The organism is Rhizobium sp. RSm-3, assembly GCF_001854685.1.
GTDB classification, from domain to species: domain Bacteria; phylum Pseudomonadota; class Alphaproteobacteria; order Rhizobiales; family Rhizobiaceae; genus Rhizobium; species Rhizobium ecuadorense.
Genome location: NZ_MAWZ01000004.1, coordinates 22,705 through 35,847, shown reverse-complemented (window position 1 = coordinate 35,847; position 13,143 = coordinate 22,705). Strand labels below are relative to the sequence as shown.

Below are 13,143 nucleotides of genomic sequence, written 5' to 3'. Positions count from 1 at the left end.
TGATGAATACGGCGTTGCGATTCTGAAGTTCGTGTCGCAGCCGCCGGGAGACGGAACGAACTTCGACTGCGGCCCGAAAGCCGCCTTTCCATGGGGAATGAAATGGAAGAGTTTCACAAAGTCCGGCGTTTGCCGCCTTATGTTTTCGAACAGGTCAACCGTTTGAAAGCAAGCGCGCGAGCGGGCGGCGCCGATATCATCGATCTCGGCATGGGAAACCCCGACCTTCCCACTCCCCAGTCGATCGTCGACAAGCTGTGCGAGGTCGTCCAGGATCCGCGCACCCACCGTTATTCCTCCTCCAAGGGCATTCCGGGGCTGCGCCGCGCCCAGGCCGCCTATTATGCCCGCCGTTTCGGCGTCAAGCTCAACCCGGATACCCAGGTGGTCGCCACCTTGGGCTCCAAGGAAGGCTTTGCCAACATGGCGCAGGCAATCACCGCGCCCGGCGACGTCATCCTCTGCCCGAACCCGACCTATCCGATCCACGCCTTCGGTTTCCTGATGGCGGGCGGCGTGATCCGCTCGATGTCGGTGGAGCCGGACGAAAGCTTTTTCCCGCCGCTTGAGCGGGCGGTCCGGCATTCGATCCCGAAGCCCCTGGCGCTGATCCTCAATTACCCCTCGAACCCGACGGCCCTTGTCGCGACGCTCGATTTCTACAAGGACGTCATTGCCTTCGCCAAGAAGCACGACATCATCGTGCTTTCCGACCTTGCCTATTCGGAAATCTATTTCGACGGCGCCCCGCCGCCGTCGGTTCTCGAGGTGCCCGGCGCAATCGACGTGACGGTCGAGTTCACCTCGATGTCGAAGACCTTCTCCATGCCCGGCTGGCGCATGGGTTTTGCCGTCGGCAACGAGCGGCTGATCGCGGCGCTCACCCGCGTCAAGTCCTACCTCGATTACGGTGCTTTCACGCCGATCCAGGTGGCGGCGACGCATGCGCTGAACGGCGACGGCTCCGACATTGCTGAGGTTCGCAACGTCTATAAACGCCGCCGCGACGTCATGGTCGAAAGCTTCGGCAAGGCCGGCTTCGATGTGCCGCCGCCGGCTGCGACGATGTTCGCCTGGGCGAAGATCCCTGAAAAGTTCCGTCATCTCGGTTCGCTTGAGTTTTCCAAGCTCTTGGTCGAGAAGGCCGACGTCGCCGTCGCCCCGGGCATCGGCTTCGGCGAACAGGGCGACGACTATGTCCGTCTGGCGCTCGTCGAGAATGAACACCGCATCCGCCAGGCTGCGCGCAACATCAAGAAGTTCATGTCGACGGCAGACGAAACGATGCACAACGTCATTTCGCTGAACGCGCACCGTTAATCCAAATCTTAAGGCAGCCGCGTCCCGCGGCTGCCGCCACACAGACATTCAGGATCGATCCATGGCAGATGCCCTCAAAATCGGCATTGCGGGCTTGGGCACCGTTGGCGCCTCGCTAGTCCGCATCATTCAGCAGAAGAGCAACGAGCTTGCCGTCACCTGCGGGCGTCCGATCACCATCACCGCGGTCTCCGCGCGTGACAAGACAAGGGACCGCGGCGTCGATCTTTCCGCTGTCACCTGGTTCGACCGGCCGGAAGATCTTGCCGAAAAGGGCGATATCGACGTCTTCGTCGAACTGATGGGCGGCGCCGAAGGGGCTGCCAACACCTCCGTACGCGCGGCACTCCAGCGTGGTCTCCATGTGGTGACCGCCAACAAGGCGCTGCTTGCCTATCACGGCGTCGAGCTTGCGACGATCGCCGAGGAGAAGGGTACGCTGTTGAATTTCGAGGCGGCGGTCGCCGGCGGCATCCCCGTCATCAAGGCGCTGCGCGAATCGCTGACCGGCAATTCCGTCTCGCGCATCTACGGCATCATGAACGGCACCTGCAATTACATCCTGACCAAGATGGAGAAGGAGGGGCTGTCTTTCGCGGAGTGCCTGAAGGAAGCGCAGCGGCTGGGTTATGCCGAGGCCGATCCCGCCTTCGATATCGAGGGCAACGACACGGCCCATAAGCTTTCCATCCTGACGACGCTCGCCTTCGGCAATCGCATCGCCGCCGACGATATCTATCTCGAAGGCATCACCAACATCTCGATCGAGGATATCCACGCCGCCGCCGAGCTCGGTTATCGCATCAAGCTCCTGGGCGTTGCCCAGCGCACCGACACCGGCATCGAGCAGCGCGTGCATCCCACAATGGTGCCTGTGGATTCGGTCATTGCCCAGGTCGACGGCGTCACCAATGCGGTGGCGATCGAATCCGATGTGCTCGGCGAACTGCTGATGGTTGGCCCTGGCGCCGGCGGCAATGCCACGGCCTCGTCGGTGCTCGGTGATATCGCCGATATCGCCAAAAGCCAGCCGGGCGCCCAGCGCGTGCCGGTACTCGGCCATCCCGCAAAGGCGCTGGAACCCTACCGCAAGGCGCAGATGCAGAGCCACGAGGGCGGTTATTTCATCCGCCTGACGGTGCTCGACCGCACCGGCGTCTTTGCCAGCGTTGCAACCCGCATGGCCGAAAACAACATCTCGCTGGAATCGATCGTCCAGCGCTCCAAGCAGCATCTGGCGCCGTCGCACCACCAGACGATCATTCTGGTCACCCACGCGACGATGGAAGAGTCGGTGCGCAAGGCCGTCGCGTCGATCAAGTCGGAAGGGTATCTCTTCGGCGAACCGCAGGTGATTCGCATCGAGCGGCCGAAGGAAGAAGCTTAAGCCTTTCCCTTCCGGGCAATGTGAGCCGCCCTGTCTTCTTGAACTGCCGGTTCAAGAAGACAGGGCGGTTTTTTTGTTGGTCGTCCGGGCTCCCCTTACGGAAGTCTATATTAACAAATACCGAAATATTGATATAAATAAAACCATAGATGGTGAGTCGTCTGCGTGGAGAATTTCATGAGCAAGGACAGCCACGCCGGCAAGGGGTATGGCCGCCCGAGCGACGCGCCGCCGGACCGCCCCGATATGCTTGGGGAAATTCTCAAGCCGGCCTACAGTGACATTCATCAGGAGAGCACTGATGAGGATGACGGCGATGAACACAGGGAAGGCCGCAACTGGGCCATTCTGCTGACGCTGTTTTCGTTCCTGCTGGTGCAGCTTGCCGGCGTCGCCATGATCATCTGGGCGGTATTCTGGTAAAAATCCGTGTCTGCAAATCCAACGCTATGTTATCTCCGCTGCTCCAGTAGAAAGAGCAGATGAAATCAGCGGAGTATGGCATGGCAGATCTCGTCGATCCGGTACAGCGCGCGTTTCTCGGCGTGGAGAAATCCGCGCTCGATAATCGCTGGGTGGCGCGGCTCGACCAGGCCGGGCAGAACCGGGCGCTGGCCATGTCGCAGATCCACGGATTGCCGGATCTGATCGCCCGCGTGCTGGCCGGGCGCGGTGTGGCGGTGGACGAGGCGATCGAATTCCTCGATCCGACGATCCGCGGCCTGATGCCCGATCCTCATACGCTGACCGATTGCGAAAAAGCTGCGACCCGCCTGGTGAGCGCCATCGAGCGCGGCGAGAACGTCGCGATCTTCGGCGACTACGATGTCGACGGTGCGGCTTCCTCGGCGCTGATGTTCCGCTTCCTCAGCCATTTCGGCGTCAAGGCGAACATCTATATTCCTGACCGCGTCTTCGAAGGTTACGGCCCCAATCCGGCGGCGATCAACCAGCTGATCGACAATGGCGCCCGGCTGATCGTCACCGTCGACTGCGGCTCCACCAGCCACGAGGCGCTGGCCGCCGCCGCCTCCCGCAATATCGATGTCGTCGTCATCGATCACCACCAGGTGACACATGAGCTGCCGCGCTGCCATGCGCTGGTCAACCCGAACCGCGAGGACGATCTCTCGGGGCAGGGGCATCTTTGCGCCGCCGGTGTGGTCTTCATGGTGCTCGTCGCCACACTCAGGCTGCTGCGGGCGACCGGCAACAAGGGCATCCTGGCACTCGACCTGTTGCAATGGCTGGATATCGTCGCACTGGCGACAGTCTGCGATGTCGTGCCGCTGAAGGGCCTCAACCGCGCCTATGTGGTGAAGGGGCTGGTCGCCGCCCGCCACCAGAGCAATGCCGGTCTTGCAGCCCTTTTTCGCAAGGCAGGGCTCGCCGGCCCGGTGACACCCTATCATTTCGGCTTCCTGATCGGCCCGCGCATCAATGCCGGCGGGCGGATCGGCGATGCTGCCCTCGGAAGCCGCCTGCTGACGCTTGATGACGCCGGGGAGGCCGAAATGATCGCCCAGCGCCTGGATGAGCTCAACCGCGAGCGCCAGGCGATGGAGGCTGCCATGCTGCAGGAGGCGGAAGCCGAGGCGCTCGCCGAATATGGCGACGGCGAGGGCGCCTCCGTCATCGTCACTGCCCATGAAAAATGGCATCCCGGCATTGTCGGGCTGATCGCGGCGCGGCTGAAGGAGAAGTTCAAACGGCCGGCCTTCGCGATCGCCTTCGATCCCTCCGGCCGCGGCACCGGCTCGGGCCGCTCGATCAACGGCTTCGACATGGGCAGGATGGTGCGCGCCGCGGTCGACGAAGGGCTGCTGGTCAAGGGCGGCGGTCACGCCATGGCTGCGGGGCTGACGGTCGAGCGCGCCGATCTCGGCAGACTGAGGACCTTCTTCACCGAGAAGTCAGCGAGAACGGTGGCGAGCCTCGTCGCCAATGAGACGCTGAAGATCGACGGCGCGATCGGCGCCAGCGGCGCCACGCTCGAACTCATCGACCGCCTGGAGGCCGCCGGTCCCTATGGCTCCGGCCACGCCCAGCCGCTCTTTGCCGTGCCGGCGCATCGTGTGCGCGACGCACGCCTGGTCGGCGAAAAACATGTGAAGGTGACGATGGAAGCAATGGACGGATCGCGGCTCGACGGCATCGCCTTCCGTGCCGCCGATACGGCCCTCGGCAATCTCCTCATCAATTCACGCGGCGCGAGCTTGCATGTCGCGGGTTCGCTCAGTGCCGAGCATTACCAGGGCGCGCGCCGCATCCAGCTTCGCGTCTGCGATGCTGCGCCGGCAAAATAAGACGCCGCGCAAAAAGACTGATGATGAAGAATTTGGAGGAAGAAGTGGCACGCCCTAGGGGAGTCGAACCCCTCTTCCCAGAATGAAAATCTGGTGTCCTAACCGATAGACGAAGGGCGCTTCCTTCGTGGTGGCGCCCTTATAGTCAGCACCTTCAAAAGCTGCAAGCGCCAAGGCGCGAAAAAATCATCGTTTTCGCCGATTTTTTTGTTGCTGTGGAAAACGTGGCGCCGGGGCCGATAAGCCAATTGTCGCGGCCGCAGAGATACGTGCCTTCAGAACATCGTGCAGGAGAGCATTGCCAAGTCTGTTGCAGTTGGTGATCCGCATTGCGGGCTGTGCAGGTGCGTAAACGACGGGGGCGGGCGTGTACTGTTGCGTCTGTCGGACAGACTATTGATCCGGTGCCTCGCCGGTCGTTGATTTGGGTAAAATTGGTACGCCCTAGGGGAGTCGAACCCCTCTTTACAGAATGAGAATCTGTCGTCCTAACCGATAGACGAAGGGCGCAGGCCGGCCCCGTTAAAATAGGCGCGCGCGCAGACTTCTGCAAGCAGATGCGATGGCTTCTAAATGGAGAGAAAGTGGCACGCCCTAGGGGAGTCGAACCCCTCTTCCCAGAATGAAAATCTGGTGTCCTAACCGATAGACGAAGGGCGCTTCCTTCGTGGTGGCGCCCTTATAGTCAGGCGTTTGGAATCCCGCAAGCGGCAATTTCGGTTTTTTTCAAAAAAATGACAGATATTTTCGCGGTCGCGAAACCCAAGATTACGATTGACGAATCAATAGTTTGCAGGATTTGGCGAAAGTGTGTGGGCCGGAGCTGCCGTTGCGTAATGGCGATCTGCTTTCGCGAGATCAGATCGCTCTTGCGGTCGCCATCGGCGCGCGTTTGCCGCCGCAGCCCCAATTCCAGTCGCGGCTTTTGCCGGTATCGAGATGAACCGAATCCGTGTGGCAATAGGTGCCGACACCGCCGCGGTTCGGCAGCGAGCGGATATAGGCGGCGATATCCCATTTTGTTACACCGTCGATCTGGATGTCGGCCGCCTCGCAGCTTTTGTGCATCGATTCGTCAGCGCCGCCGACGAGGCGGTTATGCTCTTCGTCGCGATAGCCTGACGTGACGATAACGGGCCGGCCGAAATGGTTTTCGACCGTCTTGATCACGTTCAACAGCTCGGGCTTGAAGCAGCCGACCTCGACCTTGTCGTTCTGTACATGAAGCCCGTTCGGCGCGATACGCGTCATGCCGGGCAGGGACGCTTTTTGCAAAAGGCCGGAGAGGCTGCCGAGCAGGTTCTGCTTCGGCGCGCTGTAGAGCGCGTTCATCGTCGGGGCCGCACCGCTGTCCGTCGCCAGCGACGCCGTTTGAACGGGCGCAATCTGCGTGCTGCCATTCTGCGAAGATTGCTGCGGCAGTACCGGCTCCACCGGCTGTCCTGATACGGGTTGCTGGCTGTAGACGCTGCTTCTCGCAGGTGCTGCACCCCCAACCGGCGCATAGGCCTGAGGCTGAATGACAGTCGACGTGCTGTTGTTCTGCGGTGCCGGCTGATGGTCGGAAAAGATACTCATCGCCTGCGCGTTGATCCGGGTCGACTGCAGCACGAGCCCGCCGATATTGGCCGGCGCCGCTGCAGCCGGATCGGCCGGCGGGACGGGGGCATTCGGATCCGCTGCAACGGCCTGCGGCGCGGCTTGAGCGCCGGAGACATTGACGAGCCGGGGATCGGTGTAGACCGAACGTGGGGTAGGGCTTGCGGGCGCTGCCGCGGCAAGCGCAGGTGCAGCTGCCTGCGGTGCCGGAACCGCTGCGGCGGAATCGAGCGCCTTCTTGTTCGACGCGCAGCCGGACAGCGCCAGCACCGAAGTGGCGATCAGCAAAGCGCCCGTAAGCGACATCCGCATCTCAATGTTACGCAAGCGAAGTCTCCAATTGATGCGGAAATGGCCGAAAACCGCCATCTCCGCTTCGAGTCGTCAGGAGATTGCCTGCGGGGTCGGATCGCGGCAAGTGTCAAGGCGCCAGCCGAACCCGAAATCGCAAAAGCCGCAAGCCTCGCAAAAGCCTTGCGGCGAAAAGCCTTACCAGGCGCCGGTATTGCCCATCGAGGCCCAGGGTTCGGCGGCGGCAAGCGGGCTGCCTTTCTGCAGAATTTCGATCGAGATGCCGTCGGGCGAGCGCACGAAGGCCATGTTCCCGTCGCGCGGCGGCCGGTTGATGGTGATGCCGTTGTCCATCAGATTCTGGCAGGTTGCATAGATATCGTCGACCTCATAGGCGAGGTGGCCGAAATTGCGTCCTCCGCTATAATCTTCCGTGTCCCAGTTATAGGTAAGCTCGAGGCAGGGAGCCTTTTCGCTGCGCGCACGGTCGAGATCGTCGCGAGCGGCCAGGAAAACCAGGGTGAAGCGGCCCTTCTCGTTTTCGTGGCGGCGAATCTCTTCCAGCCCGAACAGCGTGGTGTAAAAGGCGAGTGAAGCGTCCAGGTCTTTGACCCGAACCATTGTATGGAGATAACGCATTCTATCTACTCCTTTATTGGGTCTGGCTTTTTCGGCGAGCTGAGGTCAGCCTCGGGCAAGTCATCGATATAAAATGTGCAGTTGGGAATAACCGAAAACTAGGACTTGCGCTTATCCGTTACCAAGATGTTAATCTTGATTTCAAGAATCAGTTAACCGTAACAGTGTGACGCGTATTCGAGGGGCTGGCGACAAATGGCTGACAGGATTTCATCGAACGAATACTCCGACCTTGACGAGCTATCGGCAGAGGCGGTCGATCTTGTTGAAATCACTGGCGTCGTCAAGTGGTTCGACGTTGCCAAGGGTTTCGGCTTCATCGTGCCCGACAACGGCATGCAGGATGTTCTCCTGCACGTGACCTGCCTGCGCCGCGACGGTTACCAGACGATCCTCGAGGGAACGCGCATCGTCGCCCTCATTCAGCGCCGCGAACGTGGCTACCAGGCTTTCAAGATTCTTTCGATGGATCAGTCGACTGCGGTTCATCCCTCGCAGCTCCCGCCGGTGCGCACACATGTGCAGGTCACCGCGACGAGCGGCCTCGAGCGTGCGCTCGTCAAGTGGTTCAACCGCACCAAGGGCTTCGGCTTCCTGACGCGCGGCGAGGGCACGGAAGACATCTTCGTACACATGGAAACGCTCCGCCGTTTCGGCCTGACGGAACTGCGCCCCGGCCAGGTGGTGCTCGTCCGCTTCGGCGACGGCGAGAAGGGCCTGATGGCAGCGGAAATCCATCCCGACATTCCGAGCCCGGCCAGCCGGTCGCATTGATATGCGTGAGCTGGTTCTTCTTCATGCGATCAAAAGCGCCATCCTGGCGCTTTTTTTCATGGCCGCCCTGCCGGCTTTCGGCCAGGAGCCGATCCGCTTCGACAAGGAGCCGCTGCTCATCCAGACGGCCGCGGGCAAGGTGCTGCATTTCACTGTCGAGATCGCCTCGACCCCCGATCAGCGCGCCTACGGGCTGATGTTTCGCAAGGCGATGGCCGATGACGCCGGCATGATCTTCGATTTCGACGAACCGCGGCGCGTCACCATGTGGATGGAAAACACCATCCTGCCGCTCGACATGCTGTTTGCCGACGACACCGGCACCATCCGCCACATCAAGGAAAAGGCGGTGCCTTATTCGCGCGATATCATCGATTCGATGGGCAAGGTGAAATACGTCGTCGAACTCAATGCCGGCATCGTCGGCAAATTGGGAATCAAGCCGGGCGACAGGATCGTCAGCGCTACGACGACGAAGAAGGCGAAGTGACGGGCCGCAAGCTGCTGATCGTCGACGAACTTGGAGAGCAGGCCCCTTCGGGCTGGTCACAGGGCGGCTTCAAGTCATTGAATGTGTGGCGACCCCTGCAGGAATCGAACCTGCGACAACCTGCTTAGAAGGCAGGTGCTCTATCCAGCTGAGCTAAGGGGCCGTCCGGCGGCCGCGTTCAGGGAGCGCGACCGATGCGGCAGTTCTGGACGAGAAATCTCAATGCGTCCAGGGCTGTGTGCGGGTATAGCGGAAATTATCCGGATAGGCGACAACTTGGCGGACCGGATCCTTGGGCGCAATGACCCTGTATTCGATGCCGTTGCGCTGGGCATAGGCTTCGGCCAGTTCCTGCGTTTCGAAGGTGAGCTTCACCTGCTGGCGCGTATCGCCGGAGGAGGTATAACCCATCATCGGATCGATCTTGCGCGGCGACTCCTGATCGAATTCAAGCACCCAGAGATGGGTCTTGGCCTTGCCGGACTGCATGGCGGTCTTGGCTGGACGATAGATCTTGGCAGACATGACTGCGCGTCTCCGACTTTGCGGGCAGCGCCCGCCTGTGATGGTCTCACCCCATTGCCGGGGCTCTTTCTTCATCGCCAGAGATAGCGCGAAGAGATGAATTTTGCTTATCCGCGATTCCCCCCCTTTTCAAGAAAAAACGCGGCGTATCATGCTGCGGAAACAAGACCGCGGCAGACAGGCCGGTTGCGCAATATTACCGATCGTCTCATGTTGTGATCACAACCTGATTGCCGCGGCCAGCCCTCGGGACTATTTACGGCTCAGTCAATTTCAGTGGATTTGCACGCATGATGAGACGTTCGGCGGAGTTCAATGCCATTGTGATCGGGGCTGGCATTACGGCTTTCTTCTACGTTGCCATCAGCTACGCCCAATATATCGGCCTGCTCGAACGCGGCTGAGGCAGCCCTCTCCTGACGCCCAGTTGCATCAGGCAGCGCAGAGCCGCGCCATCCCGATTTTTCTATATGCATCGACATATCAGGCGGGATTCTTCGGCCGGAGCTGGATTATGGGTTGCGACGGCGAAGTGAACCGTGTATCTCCCCGCCCACGGCACGGAGTGTAGCGCAGTCTGGTAGCGCATCTGGTTTGGGACCAGAGGGTCGGGAGTTCGAATCTCTCCACTCCGACCATTCAATATCCCGATATCTTGCATCTTTGACAGCCGCATCATGGCTCGCATTGTCGGGCGTGCGTCCGGCCAGCTGCTTCTCGAAATCGAGGACAGATCGCTAAAGCGCGCCGCATCAAACTTGATTGATGCGACGCGCTTTAGCTCTTTGTTCTTACGCATGTCGTTATCCCGGAAGCGCTGCACACTTCCGGGCGACATGCATTAGACCGGTGCGGAATTGTTGTCCGAACTGATCTCGCAACACGAAGAGCGAGGTCCACCTCGGTCACCAGCACTCTTCCGTTCTACAAATGCACAGAATCCGAGCGCCTGACCGGCGCTCGGATTTTGTCAGCACGGTTGTTGCGGCGATCGGACGATCGCCGCAACAGGTATGATTACAGGAGAAAATCGCCTGCCCCCAGGTGGACCAGGCCCTTCAGCTGAACCTGGAAGTCCTGAACGCCGTCGCCGTTCAGGTCGCCCTGGATAACGGTAGCATCGCTCGCTGATCCAGCCTTGTCTTCATAGTGCCAGGTGAGCGCGCCAGCCTTGTGGTCGAAAGAGGCGTTCTCCTGCGCCAGGAAATGGAATGCTCCATCACCCTGCGCAGAGCCATTCGCATCTATCGCCGAGAAGTCCATCTTATCGACGCCTTTCTGGAAGTCGGTGATGACGTCGCGGTTCGAGCCAGACCCCATTTCTGCCGGTGACTTGAAGGCAAACGTATCCGAGCTGGCGCCACCGGTCATGATGTCCTTTCCGGCCCCGCCTTGGAGAATATTGCTGCCGCTATTGCCGGTCAGCACGTCGTTGTAGCTGGAGCCAATCAAGTTTTCGATGCTGATGAACTTGTCACCGGTGGCATACCCGCCCGATGCGACCCCAGTTGCCAGGTTGACGTTGACCGCCCCGGAGGAGACCCCATAGGTGGCCGTGTCGCTGTCACTACCGCCGTCGAGCCTGTCCGCGCCGGCGCCGCCGTCCAGCTTGTCCGCGCCAGCCCCGCCATGGAGAACGTTGCTGCCGTTATTGCCGCCGGTTAGCACGTCGTTGTAGCTGGAGCCAGTCAGGTTTTCGATGCCGACGATCTTGTCACCGGTGGCCTGGCCGCCCGATGCGGCCTTAGTCGCCAAGTTGACGTTGACCGCGCCGGAGCCCGCATAGCTGGCCGTGTCGTTGCCATCACCGCCGTCGAGCACGTCTGCGCCGGCCCCGCCCTTCAACACGTCACTGCCGCCGAGACCCTTGAAGGTTTCGTTGCCGCCATTGGGTTGACCGGTGTGTGGCAGGATGTCGTTGCCGCTGGTGCCGACGATTTCCTTCGTCGGCGCGGTTGGCGTTGTCGGTTGCGTGGGCGTGGTTGGTGTTGTCGGTTGCGTCGGCGTGGTTGGTGTTGTCGGCTGTGTCGGCGTGGTTGGCGTTGAGCTGGAGCCCGATTCGTAGGCGCCTATATCGACAGTTCCAACGACGCGGGCGTGGCCGTCCAGATCGATGGAGCCGACGCCGTACTTGCTGGTTCCGCCGTCGATCGCCGACGAGCCGGAGCCGAGGTGGAAGTTGTCGCTCGCTGCCCCCGCGAATTTCGGGTCAACACCGAGCTTGTTACCGTCCGCCGCGCTCGGCATCGCGTTGCCGCCGTCGGTCTTGACCGAGGCCTGGCCGGCCGTGCCGTTGTAGGTAACGTTATTGGCCCAGACGACGTTTTTGTTGGAGTAGCTGTCGGTCGACGTGTTATCGATCGCAGTATTGTTCTTGTTCAGCGATGGGTCCGCTACAGCGATGTTGTTGACCCAGGTGTTGTTGCTCGACGCCGAGTTGCTGAGCTCGCCGCGCCAGGTGCCGGTGTTCTGCGGGTCCTGATTGTTGTGGTATGCGGTATTGTTCGACACCGTGACGGAGTCGCTCCAGGTCACTTGGACGCCCTTGCCGCCGTTCCCGTACACGAGGTTGTTATCGACCAGGGTCTTATACGTGTAGTTCGGATAACCGCTCGTTTGCGTGCTCTGGAAATCGTCGATGATGATGCCGTTGCCATCGGTGTGCGCACCCGACTTCGTGACGTTGTCGTGCGAGACGTTGTTGCGCACGATCGTTCGGTAACCGTCTGTCGAGGTATCGCCGGTGATGTTCCGGTTCTGGTAGATCGAGATGCCCGAGAACCAGCCCGACGACGCGTTATTATAGGTCTCGTTCCCTTCGATGCGGATGAAGTCCGATTGGTTGAACTGAATGCCCGACTCCCCGCTGCCGTGGACCGTGTTGTTGAGGATCTGGATGTGGTGGACACTGTTCGCTTCGATGCCGTCGCCTGTGGCGCCGCCGATGTCAAAGCCGTCGATGACCACGTGGTTGGCGTTGACGCTGATCGCGTTCCACGAGCCCGCGGGCGGCCGGATCAGTGCTGCGCCGGGCACTTCCGAGCGCAGCGTGATGTCGCCCGCCGCCGAGCCGCCCTTGTCGATGTTAATGCTCTCGTTGTAGGTCCCCGCCTTCACCACGACCTCGTCGCCGGGCTTAAGGTTCGATGCCATCGCGTCGCTGATCGTGCGGAAAGGAGAGGAGGCACTGCCGTTTCCGCTGTCGCTGCCAGTTGTCGCTACGTAGTATGTTGTCATGGTCTTGTTCCTCAACCCCTGCCCGTTAATATTTTAGGTTAATCATGTCTTACGGCGGGGGGTTATAGGGCGACATTCCGGAGGGCGCAACAGCAACGCGACGGTAAGTACTTGAGAATAATAGCCATATTGCTGCCACAATATCCCAATCACTTCGATGTTACGTTTTGAAATATTTGTAGAATTTCGAGTCGCCTAAATTGGGGCAGTATTAATGTCTCGTATTTCGCGAATTATTCTTTCTGCAACTATAGCGAAATGCATCTATTGAAAACATTAGGAAAACCTGGTGGCGTGACTGGATTGCTATTGCCAAAGGCGGAATCGACATTTTTTTCTGAATTCAGCAATTTTTGGGCAGATTCGCCCTAAAAATTGGCACTGATCGAGATGGTAGGGGGGCAAGATCGTCGAATCACCTGCACCTCGAACTTCACAAATGAGCCCCGATCAAACCGATCGGCGACAAGGCAATGCTCTCGTTTTCTAAGCCCGATCCAGCGATCCAGGAACTCGGAACGCTGCTGCAGGCATGCCGCAAAGAACCGCGCCTACCACTCACTCGAGCGGGGGTG

At 60.2% G+C, this 13,143-nt stretch carries 10 protein-coding genes and 5 tRNA genes; 7 read left to right on the top strand and 8 right to left on the bottom strand.

Features of this window, described 5'->3' with window-relative positions:
• Nucleotides 1-102: 102 nt before the first annotated feature.
• From BBJ66_RS07545 to recJ, 4 genes are all read left to right on the top strand, one after another.
• A complete protein-coding gene (locus tag BBJ66_RS07545; RefSeq protein ID WP_003586883.1) occupies nucleotides 103-1,320 on the top strand; it encodes an LL-diaminopimelate aminotransferase in 1,218 nt (405 codons plus the stop codon).
• A 61-nt stretch (nucleotides 1,321-1,381) separates the two neighbouring features.
• Nucleotides 1,382-2,707 carry a homoserine dehydrogenase gene (locus tag BBJ66_RS07540; RefSeq protein WP_071086020.1) on the top strand — a complete coding sequence of 442 codons (1,326 nt, stop codon included), beginning with the start codon at nucleotides 1,382-1,384 and terminating at the stop codon, nucleotides 2,705-2,707.
• Between the two features lie 177 nt (nucleotides 2,708-2,884).
• Nucleotides 2,885-3,130, top strand: a complete 246-nt coding sequence (locus BBJ66_RS07535) for a hypothetical protein (protein ID WP_071086018.1) — start codon at nucleotides 2,885-2,887, stop codon at nucleotides 3,128-3,130.
• Nucleotides 3,131-3,210: 80 nt separating this feature from the next.
• Nucleotides 3,211-5,013 carry a single-stranded-DNA-specific exonuclease RecJ gene (gene recJ / locus BBJ66_RS07530; protein WP_071086016.1) on the top strand — a complete coding sequence of 601 codons (1,803 nt, stop codon included), beginning with the start codon at nucleotides 3,211-3,213 and terminating at the stop codon, nucleotides 5,011-5,013.
• A gap of 45 nt (nucleotides 5,014-5,058) precedes the next feature.
• On the opposite strand, the gene BBJ66_RS07525 is transcribed toward recJ, so the two are convergent.
• The 5 genes from BBJ66_RS07525 to gloA form a co-directional block, all read right to left on the bottom strand.
• Nucleotides 5,059-5,133 (bottom strand) — tRNA-Glu (locus tag BBJ66_RS07525).
• A gap of 315 nt (nucleotides 5,134-5,448) precedes the next feature.
• Nucleotides 5,449-5,523 (bottom strand) — tRNA-Glu (locus BBJ66_RS07520).
• A 75-nt stretch (nucleotides 5,524-5,598) separates the two neighbouring features.
• Nucleotides 5,599-5,673 (bottom strand) — tRNA-Glu (locus tag BBJ66_RS07515).
• 198 nt (nucleotides 5,674-5,871) lie between these two features.
• Nucleotides 5,872-6,939, bottom strand: coding sequence for a YcbK family protein (locus BBJ66_RS07510; RefSeq protein WP_071086229.1), 1,068 nt, complete (start codon nucleotides 6,937-6,939; stop codon nucleotides 5,872-5,874).
• Between the two features lie 162 nt (nucleotides 6,940-7,101).
• Complete coding sequence (gene gloA, locus BBJ66_RS07505; protein WP_003573436.1) at nucleotides 7,102-7,542, bottom strand: lactoylglutathione lyase; 441 nt, start codon at nucleotides 7,540-7,542, stop codon at nucleotides 7,102-7,104.
• A 195-nt stretch (nucleotides 7,543-7,737) separates the two neighbouring features.
• On the opposite strand from gloA, the gene BBJ66_RS07500 reads away from it, so the two are divergent.
• Together BBJ66_RS07500 and BBJ66_RS07495 are read left to right on the top strand one after the other, a co-directional pair.
• The gene (locus BBJ66_RS07500) at nucleotides 7,738-8,316 is read left to right on the top strand and encodes a cold-shock protein (RefSeq protein WP_003573434.1); all 579 of its coding nucleotides are present in this window, start codon (nucleotides 7,738-7,740) and stop codon (nucleotides 8,314-8,316) included.
• Nucleotide 8,317: 1 nt separating this feature from the next.
• Nucleotides 8,318-8,806 carry a DUF192 domain-containing protein gene (locus tag BBJ66_RS07495; protein WP_071086015.1) on the top strand — a complete coding sequence of 163 codons (489 nt, stop codon included), beginning with the start codon at nucleotides 8,318-8,320 and terminating at the stop codon, nucleotides 8,804-8,806.
• 86 nt (nucleotides 8,807-8,892) lie between these two features.
• Here BBJ66_RS07495 and BBJ66_RS07490 read toward each other — a convergent pair.
• Both BBJ66_RS07490 and BBJ66_RS07485 read right to left on the bottom strand, forming a co-directional pair.
• Nucleotides 8,893-8,969: transfer RNA gene (locus tag BBJ66_RS07490), tRNA-Arg, on the bottom strand.
• A gap of 56 nt (nucleotides 8,970-9,025) precedes the next feature.
• Nucleotides 9,026-9,331: an ETC complex I subunit gene (locus BBJ66_RS07485; RefSeq protein WP_003573430.1), complete on the bottom strand. Its 306-nt coding sequence runs from the start codon at nucleotides 9,329-9,331 to the stop codon at nucleotides 9,026-9,028.
• 561 nt (nucleotides 9,332-9,892) lie between these two features.
• Between BBJ66_RS07485 and BBJ66_RS07480 the strand changes: the two genes are divergently transcribed.
• Nucleotides 9,893-9,969: transfer RNA gene (locus BBJ66_RS07480), tRNA-Pro, on the top strand.
• A gap of 379 nt (nucleotides 9,970-10,348) precedes the next feature.
• Here the strand turns inward: BBJ66_RS07480 and BBJ66_RS07475 are convergent.
• Entirely contained in the window at nucleotides 10,349-12,568 is a 2,220-nt protein-coding gene (locus BBJ66_RS07475) for a choice-of-anchor Q domain-containing protein (protein ID WP_049735237.1), read from the bottom strand.
• Nucleotides 12,569-13,143 lie beyond the last annotated feature (575 nt).